We start from the raw sequence: 26165 nt of genomic DNA on the forward strand, positions 1-26165 counted from the left end.
TTGTTTAGCATTATGACTATCCTCCGGAAAATTCATTCGTGCCTTCCGCAGCCTGTTGCACCTCATATTCGAGGAGAAGCATCCCACTGGGATAGGCGCGGTGCCGGACGAGCGCCAAACGCCGATGTACCCCGTGCGGGGAGAGCAACTGCACCCCACCGCCCAGAAGGATCGGAATGATCGCCGGTTCGACCGTATCAACCAGATTCCAGGCGAGAAGTTGGGAGAAGAGATTTCCTCCGCCGTAGAGCCAGATATCTCGACCAGGTTGCGCACGAAGCTCTCGAACTCGTGCTTCAAGGCCCTCGCTCACGATCTCGACATCAGGATGATCCACTGGCCGAAGCGACCGCGAGACGACGATCACTTGCTTTCGGCGAAAACTCTCGCCCGTTGCGCGTACGATCTCGTACGTGCGTCGCCCCATCAGCAACGTGTCGAATTGCGCATACAGCGCCTCAAAGTCGAACGAGGGCTCTGGCGTTATCCAATTAAAATCATCGTTTGGTCCTGCGATGTAGCCATCCAGACTACATGCGACCTGGTATCGCACCCGCCTCATACGATTATCACCTCCAACTTGATTCACTCTTATCCAACTGAAAGGACCTATGTCGTCAACGTCTTAGGATTACCGGAGTGCACAATAATTCCGATATAGGTATTATTTACGAAATAGGTTCGCAAATACAGATGAATATGAATACCACGTGATTACAAATAACGGGGATCAGCCCGCGTAAAACTGTCCTCTGAAACATTAAGCAACCGGTCGAGTTCAGCAATCATGGTCGGTTTATCTGCCGGCAGCTCACCGTTGATCCAGGCAAAGTTGGAAATATGGTCACTCATAAGCCGACCAGGTCCCTGTAAGTTCTCGACAAGCAGGCGAGTCTCCCTGATTGCGGCATGGGGACTCAGCAGCCGGAATTTACCCTGCTGGTATTCTTCGCCTAAAGGCGTTCCTTCTGCTGGATTATATGTGCGTAAACGTGTAAAATCCGGGGCGATAGCGTTTAGTACCCGGGCGCTTTCCAGGGCATGTTCCTGGGAACGCTCATTTCCGCCAATCCCAATTAAAATGTATTCACTCAATTCTATACCCGCTTCTTTCACTTTTCGCCCATTCTCAATCATCTCTGCCGCCGTAAAACCCTTTTGAATATTCGCCAGCACGATATCGTCTCCGCTTTCTAGACCGGAGTGAATCCTAGTCAGGCCAGACGCCCGCAACCGTTGCAATTCCGCCAAAGTTTTTAGTTTCAGAAACTTAGCCGAGCCATACATTGTCATCCGGGAAAGACGGGGAAACAACCGGCCGGCATATTCCAGAATTTCAGCCAATTGCTCAGTTTTCATAACTATCGTATTGCCATCCGGGAAAAAGATGCTCTCTACATCATTTCCGTACAGTTCTTGGGCCCTTTTCAGGTCCTCTTTGATATCTGCTACAGGACGAATCTTGAATTTCTTAGTCCTATACATTCCGCAGAAAGTGCAGCGGTTATGCGGGCAACCAATCGTCGCCTGGATAAGCAAACTTTCGGCCTCGCTGGGCGGTCGGTAAACAATACCTTCATAACGCATAGCAAACACCCTTTCCCAAAGAATCTCTTTTGTGAAACAATATCATCCGCTTGTCTATGAACATCAATCATGAATTTCCACATCTTTCCCAGATTTCCTCCCATGATGTTGGCAATAATCCAAAAAAAGCAGAAACCCGGCCGATGGATGGCAATACACTGACACCAAAGGTTCTCACAAACATTATAAACATCCATCAAAACCGGGAAAAGTTACAATCCCATTTCACGGGAAAGATTTAAAAACCAAAACAGTAAACTCTATCCTAAAACAAGCGGGGCTGAAATAAGCCCCCTTGCCTAGAGTTTACGATAAGCATAGAAGCTGAAAATAATTAATTAACTAGACGAAAGGCGGAATAAGCAATGAGACTTATTTATCCTGCTTGCTTTTACCCAAGCGAAGATGGTTATACTGTGGTCTTTCCTGATTTACCAGGATGCGTAACCGAAGGCGATACTTTACCTGAAGCTATGGATATGGCTATCGACGCAGCTTCTGGTTGGCTGTTAGGCGAAGTTGAGGAGAATAAGCAATTGCCTAAAGCTACAAATATTAAAAATGTAATCCCTAACGAATATGAGAATGGTTTCGTTAGTCTCATTGGTGTTGACTTAGACGAATACTCACAAAAGCACGGAAATAAAGCTGTAAAGAAAACCCTTACAATCCCCGCTTGGTTAAACACTATTGCTGAGGAGAATAATGTAAACTTCTCTCAGGTTCTGCAAAGCGCCCTAAAAGATCAGCTTGGTATTTCGTAATAAAAATAATTTCAGCAGCCTAACCGGCTGCTTTTTTATTGCCTGAAAACGCTGATTTATCTATTTAAACTTGCTCAGCAATTAATCAATCAATAAGGTCATTTTGGAATTTTGAAAGATGCTCGTACGGAAGAATAAGTCTTCCACGGTAGAGGCCACAACCATCGTTGACAAGGGAATTATTCATTGCCGAAAACATATTTACATCCAATTTTGATAATTCAAGCTGCTGCAACATGATACCTCTTTCATAAGCATCATCAAAATAAATATTTTCTCCTTTTGGAATTGCATCTCGTTTAACTCTTTCACTTTCCTGTCGCTTTTCGTAACCTAAATGATTGGCAGGACCGATTTCAGCAAAATCGTCCATTTCTTTTGTACGAAGTTGTACTTCCACATAACAACGGGCAATGTTATCATAAAATGTTATATGCAGCGAACGATAGCCACTAGACTCTGGATTTGCAACGTAATCTCTATAGTATGGGCTTACGCTCTCTCTTAACAAGGGCGATTTTTTCTGACCCATAAATGAAGACAGTTCTGCGGTAAATCCGCGTTCCTCAAGGAAATCAAGCAACTTGTTGGCAACATCATATAGATATTTATTTTCTTCATCCGCGCAAATCTCACCTTCTTTTAAATGACATTTGGGAAGAGAAATCACGATTCTGTATGCAATCAGGTCCCGAAAACAATTTAAATAGTTTTTCAGTTCAGGAAGAGACGGGTAATTGCCATGTTTAATATAATACTCATAAATATATTCTACGATGTATCCATTAAATTTTGCTTCCGCGCGTATCAGAGATTTAATTCGGCCCTTAAAAGTAAATGCAAGAAAAGGATATTCATTTGCCATAAGTTTATAGAATTCCCGAATCCGCTGAGACTGCGAAGTCAGGAATTCGTTGTGCTGCAAAAGTTCCGCAATTTGAAGCAGAAAATTACAGTGCAAAAGATCAATCTGATTATGAGTTTCTTTCGCCGACTGTTTCAAATCCTCAGCATATCTCTGTAATATTTTTAGAACGGTATCGCCTGAGTATAAATAATTATTTAATTTTTTCACAGCTGCACTTTCCTTTCCTGTAAGGTTTTCACCAAAACGATATCAATCCGAGTTTTCATAGCAATGATTCATTCTCTGCCTGCCTTGAGAAGACAAAAATGATGTGTGAGGACCTACCAGTTCCTTGGTTGAAGAGAATTTCTCACTAAAACGAGATTATCAATGAAAAAGAGTCAAGAAACAATATCCTTGAACCTTCCAATCAATTCCTACACATTAATTCCCAAAAGTTTCAACTGTTCATTGATCTTAGCTTCAAGCTCCGCGATTTCTTGTTTATCTTTCTCCAATTGCTTATTCACTTCATCAAGATCAATGGCTTGTTCTTCTTCAGACGTATCTACATAGCGAGAAATATTTAAGTTAAACTCGTTTTCTTTGCTTTCTTCAGGTGATGCCACGTGAGCGTATTTATCAACATCCACACGATTTTTGTAAGTTTCAATAATCTTATTGATGTTTTTATCAGTAAGTCTATTTTGATTCTTACCTTTTTCAAATTCGTTGCTTGCATCGATAAAGAAGATATCCTTTGTTTTACGATTTTTTTTGAATACTAAAATCGTCGTTGGAATTCCTACACCGTAAAACAAGTTGGCAGGTAACCCTATCACTGTATCAAGGTAGTTTTTCTCAATGATGGTTTGACGAATCGCGCCTTCTGCCGCACCTCGGAACAAGACACCGTGGGGCAGTACAATGGCCATTGTTCCCCTATCATTCAGGTGATACAAACTGTGTAAAATGAATGCATAATCTGCCTTAGTTTTCGGAGCAAGTTTACCATAGTCTCGAAAACGCGGATCTTTTAGTTTCGTTTCGCTATTGTCCCAGTGAGCAGAATAAGGGGGATTGGCGACCACGGCATCAAAAGAGCGCGGGTGGTCAATTCCTTTGGCGTCCGGCCCGTCGGGCCAATCCCTTTCAAGGGTGTCAGCATTAGACAGAGTCATGTTGTTAAATGAAACACCATGCATCATCAGGTTCATACGAGCTAAGTTGTAGGTTGTCGTATTCTTTTCCTGACCAAAGAATTTAATCGCCCCCGGTTTATCGCCGCCAGGCAACTCACTTTTAACGGTTAACAGCAATGACCCAGATCCACAAGTCGGGTCATACACAGAAAACGTATGATCTGATTCTTCTACCCCATCCGTTACGACTTTAGCCAAGATCTTAGAAACTTCATGAGGTGTGTAGAACTCCCCGCCTTTTTTGCCTGCACTGGCGGCAAACTGACCGATTAGATATTCATAGATTACACCAAGAATATCTTTGCCATCTTCCCCTTTGTAATCAATACCATTAACCAGCTTGACAATGCGGTTCAGTGATTTCGCCCGTTCATTGGTCGAGGAACCAAGGCGTGAGTCTCCAAGGTTAATGTCATTAAACACACCCCGAAAGTCTTTCACGGCTTCTTTGTTTAGTTCAGCGTTCTTATTGAAGTTATCAAAAATAGTTTGATAATCACTTGGAATCACCATGCTGTTATCAATTTTCTGAACTAAAGATTCCCAAGTATCAAGGGGTGCAATGGCATAGCCTAAACTTGAAGAAATATCTTCTAAGTAGTCATTCAAATCGTCACCGTTGGCTTGTTCTAAATAGGCTTTATTGATGGATTCGCCATCGGCAACATCAAGAACATTATTTTCAACTAAATACTGTTCTTGATGTTCGGACAGATACCGATAAAACATAAAGGCTAAAATGTAGTTCTTGTATTCTGAGGCGTCCATGCTTCCACGAAGCTCATTGGCCATGGCCCACAGCTTTGCTGTAATGGTTTGTAAGTTACTCATGTTGTTATTTTCCTCCTAGACAAACATTTGTTGCAGTAATGCTTTCTTCTGTTCTTGCAGGTGTTTCAGCTTACGCTGGTGAAGGGTGATGAGGTGATCGAGGTTAGCGAAAAAGGCTGTAATTCTCTCCTGCTCTGGCACAGAAGGTATGCGACACAAAACGTTAATAAACGAGTCCCAATATAGTCTTTTTCTGAAGTCGGTGACTCCATAAGAGAGATTGTCCATCTGAATAATCGCTTCATCCCGGCGTAAACAATAATCCATAAACAGAGGGTAAAGCTCTGCACTGGGAATGGCAGTAATATATGCAGGACTTACCATTCCTTCTGACTTTACAACTCCAATTGCCCCTTGCCACGCACGCATCATGTTAAGAACGAGATCGCCGAAATGAACATGTTTATATAGTGACTTATCTGCGCTTCTGCGCACTTTCTTCCCTAAAGTATCACTATCTAATTCTTCGTCTGAAACACCATGATGGATGGAAACGGAAAGGATCTGTAACGAATCGTATCCTCGTTCTTTCCTCTCTGTGTATATTTCCCCCAGCCTCCGTTGTTTCCAAGCGTCAGTGAATCCTGGGAAACGAACTTCCGGAAAATCCTCGCCATCTTTCGGAAACATTTTTTGAAGCAGCCCAGCCTTCAAATTTTTTAGGTTATTTAGCTTACGCTGATGAAGGGTGATGAGGTGGTCAAGGCAAGCGAAGAACGCACCCACTTTACGTTGTTCATTAAGTTCGGGAACTGGAACTTTCATCTCCATCACTTTGTTCTTAGATATGTTGTATCGCGAAACACCTTGGGCCAAGAACATAAATTTCTCCCGAATTAATGATGAGCGTAACATGAATGCTAAATAATATGGATCAAATTCTACTGTTGGTCTGTAACCAAAACAAAAACTATTTAGGTACACATTCTTAGTATTTTCAAGCCATACAGACGACATTCCAACTTCTTCAGGTGTTTCAGATGACGTTGTAAAGAACACATCACCATACTTAACTTGTTTTTGTTTATCATCAATCTCAACACTTTCCACACCATTAGGGTTAGAGATTGCATTACTAAAGACATTAACATAAGTGACAAATTTAGCATCACCATGTCCAAAATCTTCCTTAGCTTTGCCTGACAGTCCAGTGAATGTATCGCCCATTTTACCTAATACACGCTGCTCCCAAGCATCAGTAAACCCCGGAAACCTTATCTTAGGTACATTTTCTTTGTTTTCGCTCATTTCTGCTCTCCCTGTAGTTTCTTAACTTCCCTATCGAAATCAGAAACTATTTTTTGATGCTTATTGAATTCTTTATATTCGCCAATCGCCTTTTTCGCAGCTGTACTCTGGGAAATACGCCCATGCCCCTCCAAGATTTCATAGCGATTGAATTTCAAGTATTCATCAATACTTGTCGCAAAGTCCTGCATTCCCAATAAGGTTTCATCTTCAAGCAGACGCTCTACATAGTCAAAGTAAGCTGATACATTACGCTCCAGGCTGCGAATTTCCTTTTGGGAGAGATAATTCTTTGCAACGACTACATCTGACTGCAAGATTCGTCCGTCAGGTGAGTTCTTCCATGAAGTAAGCCCCATATGCTCTTTGTCTTTATCGGCGCTGTCATAAACAATTTCAGTAGCAGTTTTCCCTGTAATCGCATAATGAAACTTGTTCTGTACTGTTGCATAAAACTTCTTGGTAATATCTGAGTTCTTATCATAATCGAATGAAATTTCCGCAAAGACATCTGTGATCTGTTGCCATATCCGTCGTTCACTTGCTCGAATTGAACGAACGGTTTCAAGCAACTCACGGAAGTAATCCTTGCCAAAAACATTTTCGCCCTGTTTCATACGTTCCACATCAATCTTAAAGCCTTTTTGGATGTATTCTTTTAAGACATTCGTTGCCCATATACGGAACTTCGTCGCCTTTTGAGAATTCACACGATAGCCAATTGAGATAATCCCATCCAAGTTATAATATTTTACCGACTTTGTTTGGGTTTTTCCTTCCATTGCGCCATGTTGAGTGGTATGTGCAATTTCTGCACTAACCATTTTTTCATCGAGCTCACCAGTCTCAAAGATATTTTTCAAATGACGAGAAATTGATGTTCTATCAACATCGAACAATTCTGCAATAGTCTTTTGGGTTGCCCAAATCGTTTCATCTTGAACAAGAACTTCCACTTTTTCATCGGCGTCATACATTAAAAACTGTATCTCGTTCATTATATCCTCCCCTGCAATTCCTTCGACCGGTTTAACTTTCCGCCAATTCATCCGCTAATTGGTAAATTGCTTCCCGCAAACCGTTCCGGTATTTCATTTTAGGTAATGCCTGTATTTCTTTAGCATGGGCAAGTGTCTTATAGTCGGAACTTGCTTGAGAGATAATGTCGCGGATTTGCCCGGTATCATCCAGATCCTGCAAGCCGCAGCGATGACGGCTGAACAGCTCACGCATCCCCGCACTTGTGATAATATCCGTGATTCCCCACTTCACCCGGAAGTCAAGAAACATTCGGTCCAGGCTAACATTGTTCGCCTGCTGGATGATTTGTTCACTGTCACTTAGTCGCACAGGATATTTGAAGTCGGAACCTGCAGGCGGGAAGTAACCTTTGACGATGGCCACAGCCGCATTGATAATCTTAGTGGCATAGTTGCGGTCATCCAGCCCATTGGCAAATTGGTTGATTTTCTCTTGGGTCTCTTTGGCTTTTTCATTTTTGCCTTCGTGAACTTGGTTCAATAATTGTTCCACCAGCTCCGTAAGATAATCATAGTCTACTTTAACATCCTTCACGTGGGTCATCCGCAGTTCAATTTGATATAGAGGGATTTTCTTCTCTTTGACAATATGTGACTTGAGTTCATTGGTTAAGACTGTTGTCAACATAACTTCTTGATCTGAAGTCATCCCCAGTCTTTCTACTAACTCATCTGGATTGTCATAGTTAAATCCGACGTTTTTACCCTCAACTTCATCGAGATTATATTGCTTTAATTTTGCCATGCCTCTGTTATATTCACGAAGCAAATCAAGCATATTGTCCTTTTGTTTTTCAGAGGGTGGCAACTGTTGAAATTCAGTAGTCAAGCTGCTTAATTTCCCAATAACTTCTTTCACTTCATTAAATACATCTTCAAATGGTTTAGCAATAATACCATCCTTTTGATTAGATTCACGCTGTTCATCAACAGACAAAATGGCTGAGTCTTTATTGGCATAAACAGCCAGGGCTTTATTCATCAGCTTCTCGTTTTGCGCAGGCCAGCGGTAATTGACCACACGTCCCCATGGTTTCTCTTGCATATCCGCAATACGATTCGTTCTGGAATAAGCTTGAATTAACCCGGCACCTTTCAGGGTTCTATCCACATAAAGGGTGTTAAGTTCAGGCGCGTCAAAACCGGTTAATAATTGGTCCACCACGATCACCAAATCCAGGAATTTTCCGTCCGCAGCTGATTTATTTAAGCGTGAAGTCACATCTTGGGTGTAGCCTGAAACATCGTCCATCCCAAAAGCTGTGCCAAATTCAGCATTATACGCTTTCATGGCTTCGTGCAAGCCTTGATTTGCAGCCAGCATGCTATCATTATTCGATGTATTTTGACTGAAGGTAACGGCGACTTTTAAAGTCTGCCCGCCCTTCTGCTTATTTTCTTCGTTGACACGCTGAAACTCATAAAAATACATCATCGCCATTGGCGTACTTGCCTTACCACCGCCTACGTGAGTTGTCAACAAGGCATTATATTTTCCTCCATTAGAACGATTACGCCAATTTTTGAAAATGTCTTCCACTACTAATTTAATGTGATCTGGATTTTCATCGTAGAAACTTGGTTCAATCGCATCATCCATATCCTCTTGAGAGAGATGGTTGATTTTCTCTTGAATTTGCTCTTCACTCCATTTGGGATAACGTTCACGGTAAAACCCAGGAAGATATTTTTCTTTCATTTGTTTTTCATCAATTGTTGTCTCAAAGTCCACTTTAAAGCCCAAAACATTGCGGTCCGCAATGGCTTCACGAATGGTATAAGCGTGTAATAGCGGACCAAAAATTTCTTCTGTGCGCAGCCCGCTGGTTGTTTCATCAAACATGGGGGTTCCGGTATAACCCACCCAAGCGGATTTTTTAAAGGCTTTTTGAATTGCCTTAAATGAGTCGCCGCCGGTTGAACGGTGGGCTTCATCCACGATAAATACGATATTCTTATCCGGGGCTTTAAAGGTTTTGCGTTTCACCAACGTATCCAGTTTTTGCACGGAAGTCACAATGATGTTATTGTCTTTACTTTTGAGCTTACGGCTCAAATCTGTCGTGTTGTCTGTGTTTTGAACGCTGCCCCAAGTGTCTTCTGCAGCATCCGGATCATAGGCTTTGTAGTTTTCCATGGTTTGCCTGGTTAAAGCGATTCTATCCACCACAAAGACAACCTTGTCCACTTTGGGCATACGGCTGGCCAGCCATGCGGTTTTAAAACTGGTAATGGTTTTTCCCGATCCGGTTGTGTGCCAGATATAACCAACTTTATTCATACCGAATTCAAAATCGACACCTTTTAAGCTCTCGATAACGTTTTGGGTCGCATACACTTGATAAGGACGCATCACCTTTAACATTTGTTTATTCTTTGTTCCGTCCAAAATCATGTAGTTGGTGGCCATTTGATGGGCCATGGGAATGGAAAGCATTGAATCCGCAAATTCCTTCCAGTTGCGCACGATGGTATTGTCACTCTTGCGCTGCCAGTTAAAGGCGAAGTCTTTATTGAATTGATCCGGCGTAGTATTGGCCATATACTTCACATTGTTTGGCGTGATGGCCACCAAAATCTGTAGTGTAGAGAAAATATCACGATACTGATTTTCATTGGCATATTGGTGCATTTGATTGAGGGCGTCGTTGACATCACGGGTGTCACGCTTTTCTTCAATTTGAATGATGGGCAGACCGTTAATCAAGAGCGTCGTGTCAAAATAGCACTTTTGTTTTCCGGTGATAACCGCGGGGCGATAAATTTGATTGACCACTTGATAAACCGTATCCCCGGCCCCGATTTGCTTTTGATCAAAAACCGTCAGGAAGACATGACGTCCGTCATCTAAATCAATCTCGATTTGGGACACACCATTTAAGCCATACAAGAACTGCCCCGCTTCGTAAGGTGTCCGAAGGTCGGAGATGATTTTCTTAACTTGATTAAATTCCACCACACTTAAAGGATGGTCCAGGGTGTTTTGATTGTGTTGTTCTAAGATCGCCTTAAAGTTATCCCAGAGTTGTGCCGTGGTTTTAATATTGGGTTCATAGTTCCACAGTTTGGTCTTCACTACATAATTAACCTGTGATTCTTTGGCAACAAAGTCGCCGCTGCCTTCCAGATGCTCCGGTTTGGTAATTGTGCCACTGGTAATGTATTGAATGAGTTCTGTTTCAAATTCCTTCTCCTTCATTTCCTGCTCGCCTCCCTAAGCTTTTCTAATACGATGATGGTTTCTGAATTTGCCGCTCTATTTCTTAAGGCTTCCAGCCGCAATTGGTTGAAATAAAGTTCACCGATCAGTCGCTGTGTTTCTATTGCAGGAAAATCCGGCAATTCAAGTTCTTTCACTTGTTTCAGCGTGTATTTTAGAACTTGAGAACCCTGCAAGCCCATTTGAACCTGTTTCTTAATGGATTGATCTTCATTAAGTAAGTAAACAAGATATTTCGCATCAACTTTTTCGTAAGTTACTAACTTAACGTAGTTTTGCGTGTATAGATACCCCTGATGATTCACACCAACCAGAGTGGATTTTCCCGATATCAAACTGAAAATCAGATCACCTTGACAAAGGGTATTTATCTTGTCAAAGGTTCGCACTTGTTTGCTGTCACTACGATTAGAATCCAGGCCAACCAAATCTTCTTCAAGATCCGATTGTCCATAATAGATGTAAAGTGGCGCTTTATCATCGAACACTTCTTTAATCCTAAATTGCGGCGAACCACTCACCAGCTCGACCACGTCTTCCAATCTTTCCATGCAATTCGTGCCTTTCTAAAATTACATTTTTAATGTTTATATTCTATCAAGTTATTTTGCAAATGCAAGCATTAGTTTTGAAATAAAAAAGTTGCTTCCCCTGATTAAAGAGCAAACAACTTCCATTGACTGAGCAACTGCATTTACAAATGACGTATTTTTTTATATCGAATAATTTGCATTTTTAAAGAAACAATATCAGTTTATATTATGGCTACAATTTGATCTAAAGGGCATAATCTGAAAAATTTCAACCAGAAATCCGCTTAAACTCTTTTACCGTATAATCATTTACTTTTTTATTTTCTCTGCCCAAAGCTACAAGAATTTCGTAACACCCAGCTTTATCAGCCAGAACCTTCAGGTCGACATTAGGCCCCACAACTTCCGCATACTTGGCATTTGCTAAAACATCCGCTGGGACATCGGTCACATCAATGGTTGAAGCATCCAGTGATATTTTTCCCATCACGGGAGTCCTGTAACCATCGATGCACATGTACACCCCTTTTGGATCGCTATCAAGCTCACTTAATGTTCTTAAGTAACCGTCCTTATACCCAATATGAACCAGAGCCATCTTCGTATCTCTTTTAGTTACAAATGCCCCTCCATATCCCACGGTTTGTCCTTTCGGAATCTTCTTGATCTGTGATATTTTGGCGTAAATTTCTATAGTGTGCTTTGCTTCAGGTGAGATAGGATGAGCCGCATTGGGCGCTCCTCCCACCAATCCAATCCCTGGTCGGATCATATCAAAGTTTACTTGTTGATTATCCAACAATATAACGCTATCAGTGCAGGCAAAGGTAATTGGCGCTTTGGGAAGTTTGGCCAGATAGTTTTTCAGGATCTCAATCTGCTTATGGCAATTAGTGAAATCATTTCCTTTGATATCATAAAAGTGACTCATGTAAAAATGCACTTCGAGATCGGAAAGGTATTCGTTATAATTATTGCTTAAAATTTCGATCTCATCATCAAGTAAGCCAAGGCGGTTCATATGAGTATCAAGATGGATGATTACTGAGCCTTTCCCATTGTCTCGGCAAAATTTATTCCATCTGGACAGTTGCTCTAAACAATTCACACAAGGAATAATGTTATATTCTTTGAAGTATTGTTCTTCATTGATAAGAATTCCGGCCAGAGTATATATTTGGGCATCCTTTTGGGGCAAGATTTCTCTTAAGCTTATCGCCTCATAGAGTTCGGCAACAAAGAAATACCTCGCGCCGACATTGTATAAAGCCGGAGCCACATCAATCATTTGCAGTCCATGAACTTCTGCTTTTAAGACGGCGGCACAAATAGAATTGGTTTTCTCCGCCTTATTCTTAAATAACAGGTAATTGTGGACTACGGCATCAATGTCTCTGATGCGTACAATTGGCTTGAAACCAAATGCTTGATCCGGAATAGCTCTAAAGGAATCAGTCATTTTTCATCTCTCTCTTCTCTTTTTGGTGGCTTTTTCTTAAAACTTGTTTTCACCCTGTCTATATACAGTACACCATTTCATAAGCAAGATATAGTACCCTTCAGCTTGGTAATGATGTTTTTATGTTTCATAATCCGTAACTACTCTCTCATCTCTTACCTTGGTAACGAATTCCGAAATCTTCAAATGGGCATTTGAAAATTTAAGCGATATTTCTTATTATTATAAACGAGGCAGCACTTGACATAGCTCGGAATGCCGCTGTCGAAAGGTGCATCATTAATGCAAAATTTATTAAGGCCGAAATTAGCGGGTTGCCGCAAGACATTGGGCGGTTTGATGCGATTATCGGACGCAGAGTTCTGATGTATCAACCAGATGCAACTCACAGTGTTAAGAGTCTTCTGCCCTACCTGAAAACAAATGGGTTGGTTGTTTTTCAGGAGAGTGATTCAATGGGATCATTTAAGAATATGGATTTACCGCTACATACACAAGCTCAAGCCTGGATTTGGGATACCGTGGCAAAAGAAGGCGGTAATGTTCATATTGGCTCAAATCTATATTGCGTATTTAAGCAGGCTGGATTAACGATTGCCCAGGTAAGGGCGGAAGTCGTTTTACAAACACCTGAAACAGGCAGCGATCTTGCGTGGGTCGTAAAGATGATGCTGCCCCGGATCATCCAATCGGGTACTGCTACTCAAAAAGAAATCGCTATTGATTTATTGGAAGAAAGACTGAACAGTGAACGGCAAAATGCAGATGCAGTTTTTGTGAGGGATATGACCTTTGGTATCTGGGGAACATTGCAGGCTTGAGCTATCATGATTGGCGGCATCGATAACAGACTCAATAACATACCATCGGCAGAGACAGCGACAGCTTTCATGGAGAAAGGGAGGTTTGGAGGTTTGGAGGTTTGGTTTTTTCCGTCTTTCAATAAGCTAGCTTAATTCCCGTCAAAACAGGTAATTTCGCAAAACCTCGTCAGTTTCGGCGCAACACTAGAATTGGTGCAGGTTAGACCTTGCCCAACAAGGACTTTCACCTTGTAAGAAATACCAAGCTTACTTGGCGTACTAACGTCCCGCGTATTCCCGAAGTCTGCATACTACATTCATATTTTCTCAGATTTGGTAATACGTTATCGGAAGTGTTCCCGTTTCTCTCAACCCATGACTAAATCACTTCATTATGCATAATAATACTACATAACAATTGTTCCAATCGATGAAGGGTGGTACAATATGGATATAGATAGTAACAATATCGAAGGGGATGATCCTATGGCCTTAGCTAAAGAACCTAATAGTAATCTTCAACAAAACACCGCTAATGAGCATAACCAAAAAATCACAAAGGCTATTAAGGAAGTTACTTCTAAACACTCAAAACTACTCAAAAAATTGGCTGAGTAATTATGGAAGATATCGAACTATTATGTATTGATGATATTCTTATTATTCACAAAGAAGCCATTGAAATGTTCGGTGGAAGCTCCGAATATTATCAGGATACCGTAACAAAGGTTAAAAGCATAATTGACCAACAATACCCTCACTTCGATTACGATAAATATCCAACTCCTTATAAGAAAGCCTCCATGCTTTGGTATTTTCTTACCAAGAACCACTGTTTCGTTGATGGAAATAAAAGAGTTGGATTTTATGCCGCAACTGTCCATTTGAAAATAAACGGCTATTCTGATCAAATCGATGACGATGAAGCATAAGCTATTGAAATAACGTGCTTGCACTTAACAGGCGATGACTTAGACCAATATATAAATGAACTTTCAACATGGCTTGAAAAACGATTTACTGAGTAACGCAGATCCTGAGAGATCTGCGTTTGATTTTTCAAGACCCCTTAGATTTACATGTAAGGAACATTTCCGATAACGTCTATCTCACGACACATGTCACAAATGCCTAAAATCTTACGGAATTTGCGACATGTGTCGTATATACCCCCTTTATTTTTCCTGATTATTACCGTTTGAGCTTATCTAATCAAAAGGGCTTCTAATCCTTAGGATATCTTTTTGGGCTACGTGTATATAGATTTCAGTAGTCTTCGAATTCAAATAGCCTAATAATTCTTGGATATATCACAAATCAGTTCCACTTTCCAAGAGATGGGTTGAAAAGAATGCCTCGAAGAATGAACCGAAACATTTTTACAAATTCCAGCCTTTTTCTGTGCATTTTCAAATATTCTTTGTACGGTTCGTTCAGTAATATGTTTATTTGGATTTTCGCCTGGAAAGATCCAATCAATCACATTCAAACCAATATCGATCCACAGGATTCCAGCGTCTTCCCTTGATTCAACACAAATATTTCAATCCCCTTTTATTTGTAATATTTTACACATCAAGAAGCTTTTCCCGCACCTCCCGGTGTTTGTTATTTTCATACCGCAAACCTTAACCCATCGACGATGCGGACAATATCAATATTTCTTGCAATGCGTTTAAACTCTTTTTTAACAAAGTGCTCAATTACAACTGGTCCGACGACGTTATTATCCATCCTGAACGCTAAAAAACAATCTCTTGTAGTAATTGCACCATTACGTGATTATGCATATACTACTGTAATTGATAAATTATTAAAGGAGTGACAATCATGTCAATTGCCTCCCACAAGATTTTCGTTCAAAAACGAAACCTTATAAACCTTCCAAGAGAAATTAGAGAGTATCTCAATATTAATGAAGGTGATGTACTCGATATCCGGATAGATGACGGTAAAATTATTATTGAACCAATGAAGGTTGTCCCTTCTAGCCAAGCATACTTCTGGTCCGAAGCTACTAAAAACGATATGATTGAAGCCAAAAATGATGTTGATTCCGCTAATGTTCGTGAGTTTAAAACCATTAGTGAATTTCTTGACGGTATTGAACAATGACCAGAAGCTTTAAATCTACTCGTAAATTCGATAAGCAATTTAAACAACTAGACCGAAAGGCTTCCGAACAAGCAGAAAAAGCTATTGAGTTATTCATCTCTGATCCCAGCCATCCTTCTTTACGCTATAAAAAAACTCATGGGACGGATAACTTCTATGAAATCAGCGTTAATATGTCGGTAAGAATTATCATCGAAGTTACTTCTGAAAGAAACGATCAGATTAATACGCTTTATATCATCGGAACTCATGATGAAGTTTTCCCACCAAAGTAGCCCCAAGCGGCTATTTTTTTCTTTTCGGTTCCGCCGACTTTCAGATAAAGCCCGCAAGATCAGCTCGGCAGGATCTCCCGGTGCCAGATGGCTCATGCCAAAGGTCAGGATAGAAACCGCTTTAAGACGTAGACCTTCACGATCATACCGCCTTTATTTTTTAGTATTTGATAATGAGTACGTAATACCCACTCAACACAAAAGCCGTTCTCAATGAGACTAAGCTGGGGAATAAGCTTTCCTGGGTTAAAGACAAAGCTTCACACAGGCCTCTTAGTCAAAAGAATCCCGGAGGCCAGGGCTGTAAAAGGAGCCACGGCCACAAGTCCGAAGCTTCCCACAATCGTATGCATAATCTCCATGGAGACATACTTTAAATTAAAGATATCGACAACCGGCGTTCCTTGAGCCATGAAAAACATCAGCAAGGAAATATATCCTCCCGTATAGGCGAACAATAAGGTGGTCGTCATGGTTCCCACCACGGTCCGGCCTACGTTTAGCCCTGAAATTATCGCTTCCGCCCGGGTAATATCCGGTTTATTTTCCACCACCTCATGAACCGCGGCGGCGATGTCCATCGCCAAGTCCATTACCGCTCCTGCTGAAGCGATAAAAACGACGGCAATCAAGATTTGGGTCAAATTCAAATGGGCGTATCCCGCATAGAGCAGGCTTTCGGAATAAGGCAGCACGGCACCATGGATTTTAAAACTGTGGCCAAAAATGATGGCCAAAATAGTGGTGAGTAACGTTCCTGAAAGAGAACCCAAGACCGCTGCCATAGATTGACGGTTCAGCCCCCCCACCATAAAAATAATGATGGAAGTAGCCGTCACTACAAAGTACAAGGAAATAATGATGGGATTCCACCCTTTAAGAAGCAAAGGGACCAGCAGTTTCCAAATCATTAAGACCGTCATTAAAAAAGACAACAGAGCTTTTGCTCCGGTCCATCGCGCAAACAGAATCATGAAGACGGCAAAAATCCCGATCAAAATGCTCTCCAAATTAATGCGGTAATGATCAATCATCGTGACATTTCTAATGTTTTTGTCAGTATAGTCAATGACCGCCAGGGCTCTGTCACCTTTAGTGAAGGATTTATCCACTTCCAGTCTGCCCGTGAACCGGTTGTGAGCAAAGGCTTGCTGCCCTTTAAAGGGACCGTCCAGAACTTCTACTTGACAAACCTGTTCCCCTTCAAAAACAAAACTTACAGTCTTGGAAAGGTTATCGTTATTAACCTCCAATACTTTAACCACTGCCCGCATACTATCCGGATAGGTATTCTCTTTAAATCCCGTTGGCAGGAGAAGCAAAATTACTACAAAGATTATAACAAGAAAGTTAAAAATAAGTTCTCTTAAGGGTATTCTTTTTAGATAAGCAGCTTTCTTCTCTAAAGTCTCAAGAAGTATTCTCTGCAAAACATTCCCTCCCGGCAATTACCAAGGTATCAGTCCTGAGCGGTTTTGACCCCCTCAGGACTGATACCTTATTTAAACAGCTGATTTATGGATTTGACTTCGTCACAGGCGATTACTTCGCCCGTGCGCTTTTGGTGATCGCAGACAGTTTGTTGTAAATCTTAGTATTATCATAGTACCCGCCAAACATCTCTGAACCGGTACCTACAGCATAAACCGGTACAGGTACCCCTGTATGGGAATAGGAGGAGAAGCTTAGTCCGGCTTTGTTATTGATGATATGAGAGAGAGTCACTGATAAGGGGTTATAAGTCCCATAAAGGACATTTTCTTGATCATTTGACGGCTTTGTATCCGTTGCCATAAACTTGGAAAAGGCATTGCTCAACAAAGATGATTCGTAAGAAGTCAGAGTCGCTATATCTAAGCCATAGGCCGCTTTAATCTTATCGCTTAAATCTTCCAGCTTTGGAGTAGCAGGATTGGTTTCTTTGTACTGTTTACTGATTTTGTCAAATTCCTGATAAGACATAGTTACCGGCTGAAGCTTCTCGAAATGGGTGCTGTAACCTGTCAGAGAATAACCAATGGTCATACCGCCGCACTCGTGGTCAGCTGTGACAAGAATCAACGTATCCTTAGGATGGGCATTGTAGAAATCAAAAGCAGCTTTCACAGAATCATCAAAGGCGATGGTATCGTAGATGGAAGCTGTGGCATCGTTGGCATGGTTTGCCCAGTCGATTTTTCCCCCTTCCACCATCATAAAGAAGCCTTTATTATTATCCAATACTTCAATTCCCTTTTTGACATAATCCGCTAGGCCCAGTTCATCTGCCTCGCGGTCGATTTCATAGTCTAAAGCTGTCTCATAATTGTCTGGATCAATGGCAACAACTTTGCCTGAACGGTTATTTAAAGCCTGGATTTCTTCGTTAGTATTGGCTATGGTATAGCCTGCTTTCTCAACAATCTCGTAGATAGGTTGATCAGTTCCCTTAGGCCCGCTTTTTTGATCAAAATCCCCGCCGCCAAAATAATCAAAGCCGCTGGCAGCCAGTTGTTTTCCAATTTCATAAGCATCATTTCTATTGGCCACCTTAGCATAGTAAGCTGCCGGAGTAGCGTGGGTGATGGGAACGCTGGTTACAATACCAATCTTATAGCCTTTGGCCTTCAAATCTTCCGTGATCGGCCTGTAGGCATTAGTTTTAGTCTCGTCCATGTTTATTACCCCAGAAAGAGTTTTGTGACCTGAAGCGAGAGAAGTAGCAGTTGAAGCAGAATCGGGAATAAAGGAAGAAGAATCCTGAGTCATAAGGGCACCGTGAACAGGATACTTAGTGAAGCTCAATTGCTCAGGAGCGAGCTTTCCGGGCAGAGATTTTTCACCCAGATACATTTCAGCGCTGCTAACCTGGGCATAGCTCATGCCATCTCCGATAAACATAAAAACATATTTTGGGGTTTTTCCTTGATAAACCTCTTCCTTCGCTGACTTTGCTATCCCCAGGTTGGGCTGGGCAGCCAAAAGGGATATAAGTACTGTACCAATAACGACTATAGAAGCGATACCTTTGGAATGGTTTCTTTTGAACATTCCTATTTACACCTCCGAAAATTTTTCTTAATTGTACAACACTAGTATTAAGCGCCAATTACGTTTTTGTAAGCTTACTGTTATTTTTTTCTATTTTAGCCAAAAAAGAAAATGCGCCGGTCTAGAGAATCTCGATCCTCTCACCAACGCATCAATCCCATCTTCATTCAATTCTCTACGAAAACAAATCCCGTTGTTTGCCACCCCTAAGCTTTCGCCAACCCTTTCATTCATTTCGTCCCAGTCATTTCCCTTAACCGGCTCATGCTTTCCTTCCCGATAAGCAATAACCCTGAGGGGCATCCTCCAAGGTGATCTCTGCAACCCTGCCTCAGCAAAGATGGACTTCATCTCCTTCTCCTCCGGCAACAGACAGTTCCTCTAGTTCATCTTCAATATCCATAAGCTGCACAATCCACCGAGAGCGTTGTTCTCTTTCCGACATGAATTTTCCTAAAATCTCGCCTTTTTTATCATGCAACGATTGTCTGCGATCTTCGGTCTCCTGTATTCTGGTTCTTTGTTTCATGGCCTAACCCCTCCTGTTTATTAAAAATTCAAATAAATAAGGTTAAAAGAACCATGGGGCTGACTACCTCTCAATGCCAGACCTCTATGTCTTAATATTCTCATTATTTTGTAATATTATTATTCTACAAAAAATTCGAAATACCTTCTTTATTCTACTATTTTTTAATTTTAATAAAGAGTTTTGTCCTTTTTACGGCAAGTTAGATCAGCCAACTTCAAAACCTCGCAGGAATAAGGCACAGTTTATGTTATCGTACATAATCAAATTTCTTAAATCCCGTTTTTTCTTAGCTACTTTTGGAAACCCTGTGTCCTTACAGTTCTGGACGACATAATTTGAAGTGATTTCAAAATCTAATATAATGCAGGGTATATCATCTGCTTCTAGATTAGAGCATAATGTGGTTCTAAACTCATGCGCAAGCCCGCTATTTTTAATGATTTCCACACTTTCTCGAATTGACGATAGCTCTAACCCACCCATCCCTGTAATTTCTTCATATTTATTGAGAGGGGCCTTTAAGTCCATGGCAATAAAATCCAGCAGCTCATCGGCGATCAAGGTTCTCAAAATATCCGGATTAGTTCCGTTGGTATCTAGCTTTACAAGCAGCTTCATGGCTTTTAATTCTTCGATAAAGACTTTAAGATTACTTTGCAGCGTCGGCTCTCCTCCGCTAATAACTACTGCATCAATCATTCCTTTTCTTCTGGAAAGCCACTGGAAAATTTCTTCAGGCAAAATACCCCTGAAATTTTCCTTAGCTTCTATAAGGCCGGCATTATGGCAATAACTACATCTTAGATTACAACCCTGGGTAAAAACTACAGATGCTATCTTGCCGGGATAGTCGACAAATGATGTCTTCATAAATCCTGCAATCTTCATCAAACCGCCTCCCCAATCACGAATTTTTTCCTCAGGTTATACTCTTCCTTTTTGCCAAGATTGTAGTTTTTAACGGGTCTAAGATATCCTGTCACTCTGGACCAAACTTCAGCTTCGGCCCCACATTCAGGACAATTAAAATGCTCTCCACTGATGTATCCATGAGAATCACAGATACTGAAGGTGGGAGTAATGGAGATATAGGGAATCTTATGCTTGTTAAATATCTTTTGGATAAGCCTCTTGCAGACCTCGGTATCCTCAAGGGCATCTCCCAAATAGAGGTGCTGAACCGTCCCCCCGGTATAAAGAGATTGGAGCTCATCCTGTAGCTCTAAAACTTCAAAAATATCTTCCGTATAACCTACGGGCAGTTGGGTCGAGTTGGAATAGTAAGGAACTTGTTCACCTGCCGTAATGATTGAATCGTACTTTTTTGTATCCAGCATGGCCAGCCGATAAGAGGTTCCCTCTGCAGGGGTAGCTTCTAAATTATAGACATTGCCCGTCTCCTGCTGAAACTTAACCAGCAGTTCTCTCAAGTAATTCATCACACTAACCGAAAACTCTCGGCCTTCATTAGTTTCTATTCCTTTTCCCATGAAATTAAGTAAGGCCTCATTCATACCAACGATACCGATGGTACTGAAATGATTATGCCAATATTGCCCGGTTCTCTCCTTGGCATGTCTCAGATAATAGCATGAATAAGGGTACAGTCCCTTATCTGATTGCTGTTCAATCACTTTTCGTTTGATCTCCAAAGCCGTGCGCCCGATTTCTGCCATATGTTTCAAGCGTTCCATAAACTCCCCTTTTGTCTTGGCCAGATAGGCTAATCTGGGCAGGTTAATTGTAAATACACCGATGGAGCCTGTGAGAGGGTTGCTCCCGAACAAACCTCCGCCTCTTTTTCTCAGTTCCCCCGTATCCAACCTTAGCCTACAGCACATGGATACAGCATCTTCCGGCGACAAGTCCGAGTTTACATAATTGGCAAAGTAGGGAATGCCATACTTACAGGTAATTTTCATGAAAGCATCTGCTACAGGGCTGTTCCACTCAAAGTCATTGGTAATATTAAGGGTTGGAATTGGGAAGGTGAACACTCTCCCCTTAGAGTCTCCTTCCAACATCACTTCACAGAAGGCCAGGTTGAACATATCCAGTTCCTTCTGGAAATCTCCGTACTTATCCTCCCTATATTGCCCGCCGATTATGGCATGTTCATCCTTCAAGGTGGAGGGCACCCGAATATCAAAGGTAAGGTTAGAAAAAGGGCATTGAAATCCCACCCGTGTGGGAACATTAATGTTAAAGACAAATTCTTGCAAACACTGTTTGACTTGGGCAAAGGTTAATTGATCCTCCCGGATAAAGGGGGCACAAAAGGTATCAAAGCTTGACCAGGCCTGAGCTCCCGCGGTTTCACCCTGGGTTGTGAAGGTAGAATTAACGATTTGTCCCAGGAAGGATCGTAAATGTTTAGCAGGGCCGCTTTCTACCTTGCCCGGCACTCCTCCGAATCCATCCATAAGGAGTTGACGCAAATCCCAGCCGGCACAATAGGGCCCGAAAAAACCCAGGTCATGGATATGGCAATCTCCACTTTCATGAGCTTCTCGAACCTCTTGTGGATAGATCTCATAAAGCCAATACTTTTTGGTGAATACCTCTCGGATATAATTATTTAGTCCGTTAATACTTTTTTGAGTATTGGCATTCTCCTTGATTTGCCAATCCTTATCCCCCAAGTAGTCAGAAAACATGCCAATGGTGGCCCCGATCAAAGCATCCATTTCACGGCTGTTTTTCCTTTTCTGACGATAAAGAATAAATGCTTTGGCAGTCTTGGCATGTCCATTTTCAATAAGGACCTTTTCAACGATATCTTGGATTGATTCTACATCCGGTTGCTTGTCCTTATAATTTCTTTGTAAGAGTACTACAACCTGCCTGCCTATTTCCTCAGCACGCTCATAATCTGATCCTCCACAAGCAGCAGCGGCTTTAAAAATGGCATGCACTATTTTCTCTTGCTTAAAAGTCTCAAGTCTTCCATCTCGTTTAATAATTTCTGATATCATCCTTTAATACCTCCGATTCTTCCAATTTGAAAAGCCCCTTGACGCTGAGCGCCAAGAGGCTGTGTATATCCCTGAATACAACACTTACTTATGGAACCCCCCTATCGCTCGTAGAGTTATTGGTTCATTAAACAAAGGCAGGTCTTCTGACTCTGGTTCATTAATGCTTCACGCCTTCCCGGTATGTACCAGTGGCCTATATGAAACATCTCCCCATTACAGTGGCGGGACCGTGCAGGACTTTTACCTGCTTCCCTTTTAAGCTGTACTCGCAGTACTTAGCACCTTTATTTTCCATTATTTAATTAATATAATGTTATCGTACATTAGCCTAATGTGTCAACCATTAAGTTTATCTTATCATAGTGCTTATCGGCATCCTATGCCATGTGCTAACTATCCTCCGCAGTCGGTAAGCCGAACAATGCTTGTTTAGCAAAATTTCAGGATATGCCGACAGTTTATACCTAAAATATGGTATTCATATTGACAAGTTGTTCCTATAGAAATAGAATACATACTATAATTATCTTGATTTCATGATCATAATCCATAACAGGAGGTAATCATTATGCCAGATTTCGGCAATCCTTTTTCCGGACTTGCAAAAGACCGTAAATTAACTGACCAGGAATTAATTAGAGCCATTAGATTCATGATTTCCGCAGAATATGAAGCTATTCAATTGTATATGCAACTAGCTGAATCAACAGACAACGAATTAGCCATTGAAGTTTTGAAGGATATTGCTGACGAAGAAAAAGTCCACGCAGGAGAGTTTCTAAGACTATTGAAAGAGTTAGCTCCTGACGAAGAGGAATTCTACAAGGAAGGTGCTCAGGAAGTCGAAGAAGAAATTGAGGCCATGAAGAAAAAATAAGTCTATTTCTGAATGTAAGGTGGATGTAAGGGGCAGTGTGAAAACTCAGTCCCCAAAAACCGAAGTAGATACTGCAATCAAAAAGCGTTCTCATTTCACTGTCAAAGTGGAGTGAGAACGCTTTTATTTTATTGTTATAGCAGCAAAAGTCTCCCCTTTTAAAGCCTTTTAACGATAAGCGCCAAGGTCTTTAGCCTGGCCCAAGTCTTAATTTCATGACAAAGGTAAGGGCAAAAAATCCTGATGTAATCAGCACAATCGTAGCCCCGGTAGCTGTTCCCCAAAAGTAGGATAAGATTAACCCTGACAGTCCTGAAATAAGTGCAATCAGAACTGAGTAGATATGATATTGTCTCATATTTCTAGCGATATTTCGGGATGAAGCTGCCGGTATGATCAAGAGAGAACTAATAATCAGGATCCCTACCCATTGGATAGAGATTGTTACGATAACCGCCATAATTATGGCAAACAAGTATTCATAACGTTTAACCTTTATTCCTCTGCTGCGTGCCAAAGATGGGTTCATACTCGCCAGCAGAAGCTTATTGAAGATTACGACCCATAATGAGATAACTAGTACGAAAACAATTCCAAGTGTCAATAAATCCGAGGGGCTAATATTTAAAAAATCCCCAATCAGATACCCTGAATATTTGTTGAACCCTCCATTGCGTGTAAGTATGACTAATCCCAGTGCCACCGCAGTGGAAGAAAATACTCCAATTATGGTATCGGTGGAAGCTGTATTTGCTTCTTTAACCACAAGAATGGCTATAGTAATCAGCACTGAAAAAACCAACATTGAATAAATAGGCTTAATCTCCACGAAAGGGAAGATGTTCCCCACTATAACTCCGATTGCAATTCCTGTTAGGGCAGAATGCCCTAACGAATCTGAAAAGAAGGCCATTTTATTATTAACAATCATAGTACCCAGCAATCCGAAGATTGGGGTCACCAATAAAACGCCCAAAAGAGCATTCTTCATAAACCCATACTGCATCCATTCGAAAGGAAGTAATAAATCTACTAAGCTATACCATAAGTGCATTGGCCACCCTATCCTTCTCATCCTTTTGGAAACGATTAGACCAATCTAACCCAAAGGTCTGAATTACTTTGTCATTGGTAAAGACTTCTTGTGGAGTCCCGCAGCATTCAATCGTCTTATTATTAACGAAGGCCACCCGGTCAGCATACTCCGCTACCAAATTAAGATCATGGGAAACTAAAATAATGGATAAATCATAGTTTTTACGCAGGGTTGAAACTGTTTGATAGAATAGTTCCAATCCTTTCTGATCAATCCCTGATACGGGTTCATCCAATAGTAGGAGATGAGGAATTGGATCAAGGGCAAGTGCTAATAAGACTCTTTGTAACTCACCGCCCGATAACTCCCCTAAGCGTTTATTAATTAAGTGTTCCCCATGAGTTCGGGCTAGGCTTTCTCTAACACGTTCGCGTATGCTTTTAGGATAGCTGAACCAAATAGGAAGATTCGTATGTGCTGCAGCAAATAAATCAAGGACACTGGTTGGGGAAGTAGAATCTAACTCGAGTTTTTGCGGAACATAACCCATAGATGGTCTTGTTGTTCCATTATTTTTCGCATCAAGAAATTGGAGTTCGCCAGTATGAGAAATATCCCCTAGAATAGCCTTCAAAAGCGTGCTTTTGCCGGCACCATTGGGACCAATAATAGCTGTCAAATCTCCACAATGAATGTGAAGATTGACATCCTTTAATATTTCTACACCGCCGCGTTTAACCCCAAAGTTATTAATTTTGGTACAACATAAATTACATTCACAAGTTTTGCATTCGGAATTGACACATTTAGAATGATTCATTTCAGCGCCTCTTGTAAAGTTATTAAATTACTCTCCATAAGATTAATATAAGCATCTGCCTCCATTGGCCCCGTTACAATTGGATCAAGGGTATAAACCTTAGCCCCCGTCTCTTTGGCAATGGTATCCGCTGCTTTAACAGGATATTGGGGTTCAGCAAATAGAGCCTTTATCTCAAGGCTTTTAACCTGTTCTATGGTTTCGCTCAATTCTTTGGCACTAGGTGCTGAACCCGGTTCACGTTCAATAACCCCTACTGTATTCAAGTTAAATTCCTTTGCAAAATAAGGAAAGGCCTCATGGAATGTGACGATATTACGTTGTTGCACTCCATCTAAAGTTTGATGCATTTTAGTTCTTAGCGCTTCAAGCTTCAAGATATAGGCTTGGGTATTTTCCTGGTATTCGGAGGCATGAGTGGGATCCAAGGAAGCAAGTTGAGCTCCGATGGTTTTAACTTGGGCAATGGCATCGGTAACACTCAACCAAACATGGGGATTATCTCCTTCATCTCCATCTCCTTGGATTAATGGAATACCTTGACTTGATTCAATGACTTTCAGATCTGGAATTTGACTTATAACTTTATCCATAAAGGATTCCATTCCTGCCCCATTAATGACAAGGATTTGGGCACCCTCTAAATTCTTCATATCGTCAGGGGTAACCGCATAGTCATGCAGGCATCCGGTCGTAGGCTTAGTCAAACTTACAACATTCACATTAGGGATGTCCTTAGTAATATTTAAGGTAAAGATATACATAGGGTAGAATGAAGCTGCTATAGTTAAGGAGCTTTCGGTCTTAGTATCAGTGTTCTGACTGACAGTAGGCTTAGCAGCCTCGTTGTTAGCCCCACACCCACTTAATACCAATACCAGAACACTAAATAATACCACCCAGACAAGTTTTGACTTCTTCAAAATACATTTACCTCCTTCGCCAAATGCAACTGCCTTGCATTTGCA

The 26165-nt window shown here is 41.3% G+C and carries 26 protein-coding genes, 1 pseudogene and 1 riboswitch; of the genes and pseudogenes, 8 read left to right on the forward strand and 19 right to left on the reverse strand.

Going from position 1 to position 26165, the window contains the following annotated elements:
* Nucleotides 1-16: 16 nt before the first annotated feature.
* Both BUB11_RS14490 and BUB11_RS14495 read right to left on the reverse strand, forming a co-directional pair.
* Nucleotides 17-562: a dihydrofolate reductase family protein gene (locus BUB11_RS14490; protein WP_073030482.1), complete on the reverse strand. Its 546-nt coding sequence runs from the start codon at nt 560-562 to the stop codon at nt 17-19.
* Between the two features lie 152 nt (nt 563-714).
* Nucleotides 715-1587: a radical SAM protein gene (locus BUB11_RS14495; RefSeq protein ID WP_073030483.1), complete on the reverse strand. Its 873-nt coding sequence runs from the start codon at nt 1585-1587 to the stop codon at nt 715-717.
* 139 nt (nt 1588-1726) lie between these two features.
* Between BUB11_RS14495 and BUB11_RS14500 the strand changes: the two are divergent.
* Nucleotides 1727-1876, forward strand: a pseudogene (locus BUB11_RS14500) (type II toxin-antitoxin system HicA family toxin); the annotation flags it as partial.
* Nucleotides 1877-1952: 76 nt separating this feature from the next.
* Nucleotides 1953-2351 (forward strand): type II toxin-antitoxin system HicB family antitoxin, encoded by a 399-nt coding sequence (locus BUB11_RS14505; protein WP_073030484.1) that lies wholly within the window; start codon nt 1953-1955, stop codon nt 2349-2351.
* Between the two features lie 85 nt (nt 2352-2436).
* Here the strand turns inward: BUB11_RS14505 and BUB11_RS14510 are convergent, their stop codons facing one another.
* The 7 genes from BUB11_RS14510 to alr all read right to left on the reverse strand — a co-directional run bounded on the left by BUB11_RS14510 (nt 2437) and on the right by alr (nt 12731).
* Complete coding sequence (locus BUB11_RS14510) at nt 2437-3426, reverse strand: nucleotidyltransferase family protein (protein ID WP_073030485.1); 990 nt, start codon at nt 3424-3426, stop codon at nt 2437-2439.
* Between the two features lie 209 nt (nt 3427-3635).
* Nucleotides 3636-5231, reverse strand: a complete 1596-nt coding sequence (locus BUB11_RS14515) for a type I restriction-modification system subunit M (RefSeq protein ID WP_073030486.1) — start codon at nt 5229-5231, stop codon at nt 3636-3638.
* Nucleotides 5232-5246: 15 nt separating this feature from the next.
* Nucleotides 5247-6479: a restriction endonuclease subunit S gene (locus tag BUB11_RS14520; protein WP_073030487.1), complete on the reverse strand. Its 1233-nt coding sequence runs from the start codon at nt 6477-6479 to the stop codon at nt 5247-5249.
* A complete protein-coding gene (rhuM, locus tag BUB11_RS14525; RefSeq protein WP_200797927.1) occupies nt 6476-7477 on the reverse strand; it encodes a RhuM family protein in 1002 nt (333 codons plus the stop codon). Before rhuM ends, BUB11_RS14520 begins: the two co-directional genes overlap by 4 nt.
* Nucleotides 7478-7508: 31 nt before the next feature.
* Entirely contained in the window at nt 7509-10718 is a 3210-nt protein-coding gene (locus tag BUB11_RS14530) for a type I restriction endonuclease subunit R (RefSeq protein ID WP_073030488.1), read from the reverse strand.
* Nucleotides 10715-11290, reverse strand: a complete 576-nt coding sequence (locus BUB11_RS14535) for a restriction endonuclease subunit S domain-containing protein (protein ID WP_073030489.1) — start codon at nt 11288-11290, stop codon at nt 10715-10717. The genes BUB11_RS14530 and BUB11_RS14535 overlap by 4 nt, the downstream gene beginning before the upstream one ends.
* Before the next feature lie 250 nt (nt 11291-11540).
* Entirely contained in the window at nt 11541-12731 is a 1191-nt protein-coding gene (gene alr, locus BUB11_RS14540; RefSeq protein ID WP_073030490.1) for an alanine racemase, read from the reverse strand.
* Between the two features lie 224 nt (nt 12732-12955).
* Here alr and BUB11_RS14545 point away from each other — a divergent pair, with 224 nt between their 5' ends.
* The 3 genes from BUB11_RS14545 (at nt 12956) to BUB11_RS14550 (ending at nt 14466) form a co-directional block, all read left to right on the forward strand.
* Entirely contained in the window at nt 12956-13552 is a 597-nt protein-coding gene (locus BUB11_RS14545) for a methyltransferase domain-containing protein (protein ID WP_282434006.1), read from the forward strand.
* Nucleotides 13553-13981: 429 nt separating this feature from the next.
* Nucleotides 13982-14152: a hypothetical protein gene (locus BUB11_RS27820; RefSeq protein WP_200797924.1), complete on the forward strand. Its 171-nt coding sequence runs from the start codon at nt 13982-13984 to the stop codon at nt 14150-14152.
* 2 nt (nt 14153-14154) lie between these two features.
* Nucleotides 14155-14466: a type II toxin-antitoxin system death-on-curing family toxin gene (locus BUB11_RS14550; protein WP_242947554.1), complete on the forward strand. Its 312-nt coding sequence runs from the start codon at nt 14155-14157 to the stop codon at nt 14464-14466.
* Between the two features lie 359 nt (nt 14467-14825).
* On the opposite strand, the gene BUB11_RS14555 is transcribed toward BUB11_RS14550, so the two are convergent.
* Nucleotides 14826-15017 (reverse strand): tyrosine-type recombinase/integrase, encoded by a 192-nt coding sequence (locus tag BUB11_RS14555; RefSeq protein ID WP_242947561.1) that lies wholly within the window; start codon nt 15015-15017, stop codon nt 14826-14828.
* A 347-nt stretch (nt 15018-15364) separates the two neighbouring features.
* Here BUB11_RS14555 and BUB11_RS14560 point away from each other — a divergent pair, with 347 nt between their 5' ends.
* Nucleotides 15365-15649 (forward strand): AbrB/MazE/SpoVT family DNA-binding domain-containing protein, encoded by a 285-nt coding sequence (locus tag BUB11_RS14560; protein WP_073030491.1) that lies wholly within the window; start codon nt 15365-15367, stop codon nt 15647-15649.
* Nucleotides 15646-15924, forward strand: coding sequence for a type II toxin-antitoxin system RelE/ParE family toxin (locus BUB11_RS14565; RefSeq protein ID WP_073030492.1), 279 nt, complete (start codon nt 15646-15648; stop codon nt 15922-15924). Before BUB11_RS14560 ends, BUB11_RS14565 begins: the two co-directional genes overlap by 4 nt.
* A gap of 260 nt (nt 15925-16184) precedes the next feature.
* Here the strand turns inward: BUB11_RS14565 and BUB11_RS14570 are convergent, their stop codons facing one another.
* From BUB11_RS14570 to BUB11_RS14595, 6 genes are all read right to left on the reverse strand, one after another.
* Nucleotides 16185-17354, reverse strand: coding sequence for a YibE/F family protein (locus BUB11_RS14570; protein WP_084110298.1), 1170 nt, complete (start codon nt 17352-17354; stop codon nt 16185-16187).
* A gap of 112 nt (nt 17355-17466) precedes the next feature.
* Nucleotides 17467-18954 (reverse strand): alkaline phosphatase, encoded by a 1488-nt coding sequence (locus BUB11_RS14575; protein ID WP_073030493.1) that lies wholly within the window; start codon nt 18952-18954, stop codon nt 17467-17469.
* Nucleotides 18955-19044: 90 nt separating this feature from the next.
* Nucleotides 19045-19305 carry a hypothetical protein gene (locus BUB11_RS14580; protein WP_073030494.1) on the reverse strand — a complete coding sequence of 87 codons (261 nt, stop codon included), beginning with the start codon at nt 19303-19305 and terminating at the stop codon, nt 19045-19047.
* Nucleotides 19286-19483, reverse strand: a complete 198-nt coding sequence (locus BUB11_RS14585) for a hypothetical protein (RefSeq protein ID WP_073030495.1) — start codon at nt 19481-19483, stop codon at nt 19286-19288. The genes BUB11_RS14580 and BUB11_RS14585 overlap by 20 nt, the downstream gene beginning before the upstream one ends.
* 207 nt (nt 19484-19690) lie before the next feature.
* Nucleotides 19691-20374 carry an anaerobic ribonucleoside-triphosphate reductase activating protein gene (locus BUB11_RS14590; RefSeq protein WP_073030496.1) on the reverse strand — a complete coding sequence of 228 codons (684 nt, stop codon included), beginning with the start codon at nt 20372-20374 and terminating at the stop codon, nt 19691-19693.
* Entirely contained in the window at nt 20374-22461 is a 2088-nt protein-coding gene (locus BUB11_RS14595) for a ribonucleoside triphosphate reductase (RefSeq protein ID WP_073030497.1), read from the reverse strand. Before BUB11_RS14595 ends, BUB11_RS14590 begins: the two co-directional genes overlap by 1 nt.
* Nucleotides 22462-22580: 119 nt before the next feature.
* Nucleotides 22581-22765, reverse strand: a riboswitch (cobalamin riboswitch).
* Nucleotides 22766-23032: 267 nt separating this feature from the next.
* Between BUB11_RS14595 and BUB11_RS14600 the strand changes: the two genes are divergently transcribed.
* Nucleotides 23033-23341 (forward strand): ferritin family protein, encoded by a 309-nt coding sequence (locus BUB11_RS14600; protein WP_073030498.1) that lies wholly within the window; start codon nt 23033-23035, stop codon nt 23339-23341.
* Between the two features lie 190 nt (nt 23342-23531).
* On the opposite strand, the gene BUB11_RS14605 is transcribed toward BUB11_RS14600, so the two are convergent.
* The 3 genes from BUB11_RS14605 to BUB11_RS14615 are packed head-to-tail and all read right to left on the reverse strand — an operon-like array spanning nt 23532 to nt 26120.
* Entirely contained in the window at nt 23532-24395 is an 864-nt protein-coding gene (locus tag BUB11_RS14605) for a metal ABC transporter permease (RefSeq protein ID WP_073030499.1), read from the reverse strand.
* Nucleotides 24379-25197 (reverse strand): metal ABC transporter ATP-binding protein, encoded by an 819-nt coding sequence (locus BUB11_RS14610; RefSeq protein WP_073030500.1) that lies wholly within the window; start codon nt 25195-25197, stop codon nt 24379-24381. The genes BUB11_RS14605 and BUB11_RS14610 overlap by 17 nt, the downstream gene beginning before the upstream one ends.
* Nucleotides 25194-26120 (reverse strand): metal ABC transporter substrate-binding protein, encoded by a 927-nt coding sequence (locus BUB11_RS14615; protein ID WP_073030501.1) that lies wholly within the window; start codon nt 26118-26120, stop codon nt 25194-25196. The genes BUB11_RS14610 and BUB11_RS14615 overlap by 4 nt, the downstream gene beginning before the upstream one ends.
* Nucleotides 26121-26165 lie beyond the last annotated feature (45 nt).

Source organism: Desulfosporosinus lacus DSM 15449 (assembly GCF_900129935.1).
Classification (GTDB): Bacteria; Bacillota; Desulfitobacteriia; order Desulfitobacteriales; family Desulfitobacteriaceae; genus Desulfosporosinus; species Desulfosporosinus lacus.

Bases quoted from the DNA above. Each gene is read 5' to 3' on its own strand.
- BUB11_RS14490 (WP_073030482.1), bottom strand. From the start codon at position 562: ATGAGGCGGGTGCGATACCAGGTCGCATGTAGTCTGGATGGCTACATC.
- BUB11_RS14495 (WP_073030483.1), bottom strand. From the start codon at position 1,587: ATGCGTTATGAAGGTATTGTTTACCGACCGCCCAGCGAGGCCGAAAGT.
- BUB11_RS14505 (WP_073030484.1), top strand. From the start codon at position 1,953: ATGAGACTTATTTATCCTGCTTGCTTTTACCCAAGCGAAGATGGTTAT.
- BUB11_RS14515 (WP_073030486.1), bottom strand. From the start codon at position 5,231: ATGAGTAACTTACAAACCATTACAGCAAAGCTGTGGGCCATGGCCAAT.
- BUB11_RS14520 (WP_073030487.1), bottom strand. From the start codon at position 6,479: ATGAGCGAAAACAAAGAAAATGTACCTAAGATAAGGTTTCCGGGGTTT.
- rhuM (WP_200797927.1), bottom strand. From the start codon at position 7,477: ATGAACGAGATACAGTTTTTAATGTATGACGCCGATGAAAAAGTGGAA.
- BUB11_RS14530 (WP_073030488.1), bottom strand. From the start codon at position 10,718: ATGAAGGAGAAGGAATTTGAAACAGAACTCATTCAATACATTACCAGT.
- BUB11_RS14535 (WP_073030489.1), bottom strand. From the start codon at position 11,290: ATGGAAAGATTGGAAGACGTGGTCGAGCTGGTGAGTGGTTCGCCGCAA.
- alr (WP_073030490.1), bottom strand. From the start codon at position 12,731: ATGACTGATTCCTTTAGAGCTATTCCGGATCAAGCATTTGGTTTCAAG.
- BUB11_RS27820 (WP_200797924.1), top strand. From the start codon at position 13,982: ATGGATATAGATAGTAACAATATCGAAGGGGATGATCCTATGGCCTTA.
- BUB11_RS14550 (WP_242947554.1), top strand. From the start codon at position 14,155: ATGGAAGATATCGAACTATTATGTATTGATGATATTCTTATTATTCAC.
- BUB11_RS14560 (WP_073030491.1), top strand. From the start codon at position 15,365: ATGTCAATTGCCTCCCACAAGATTTTCGTTCAAAAACGAAACCTTATA.
- BUB11_RS14565 (WP_073030492.1), top strand. From the start codon at position 15,646: ATGACCAGAAGCTTTAAATCTACTCGTAAATTCGATAAGCAATTTAAA.
- BUB11_RS14575 (WP_073030493.1), bottom strand. From the start codon at position 18,954: ATGTTCAAAAGAAACCATTCCAAAGGTATCGCTTCTATAGTCGTTATT.
- BUB11_RS14580 (WP_073030494.1), bottom strand. From the start codon at position 19,305: ATGAAGTCCATCTTTGCTGAGGCAGGGTTGCAGAGATCACCTTGGAGG.
- BUB11_RS14585 (WP_073030495.1), bottom strand. From the start codon at position 19,483: ATGAAACAAAGAACCAGAATACAGGAGACCGAAGATCGCAGACAATCG.
- BUB11_RS14590 (WP_073030496.1), bottom strand. From the start codon at position 20,374: ATGAAGATTGCAGGATTTATGAAGACATCATTTGTCGACTATCCCGGC.
- BUB11_RS14595 (WP_073030497.1), bottom strand. From the start codon at position 22,461: ATGATATCAGAAATTATTAAACGAGATGGAAGACTTGAGACTTTTAAG.
- BUB11_RS14600 (WP_073030498.1), top strand. From the start codon at position 23,033: ATGCCAGATTTCGGCAATCCTTTTTCCGGACTTGCAAAAGACCGTAAA.
- BUB11_RS14605 (WP_073030499.1), bottom strand. From the start codon at position 24,395: ATGCACTTATGGTATAGCTTAGTAGATTTATTACTTCCTTTCGAATGG.
- BUB11_RS14610 (WP_073030500.1), bottom strand. From the start codon at position 25,197: ATGAATCATTCTAAATGTGTCAATTCCGAATGCAAAACTTGTGAATGT.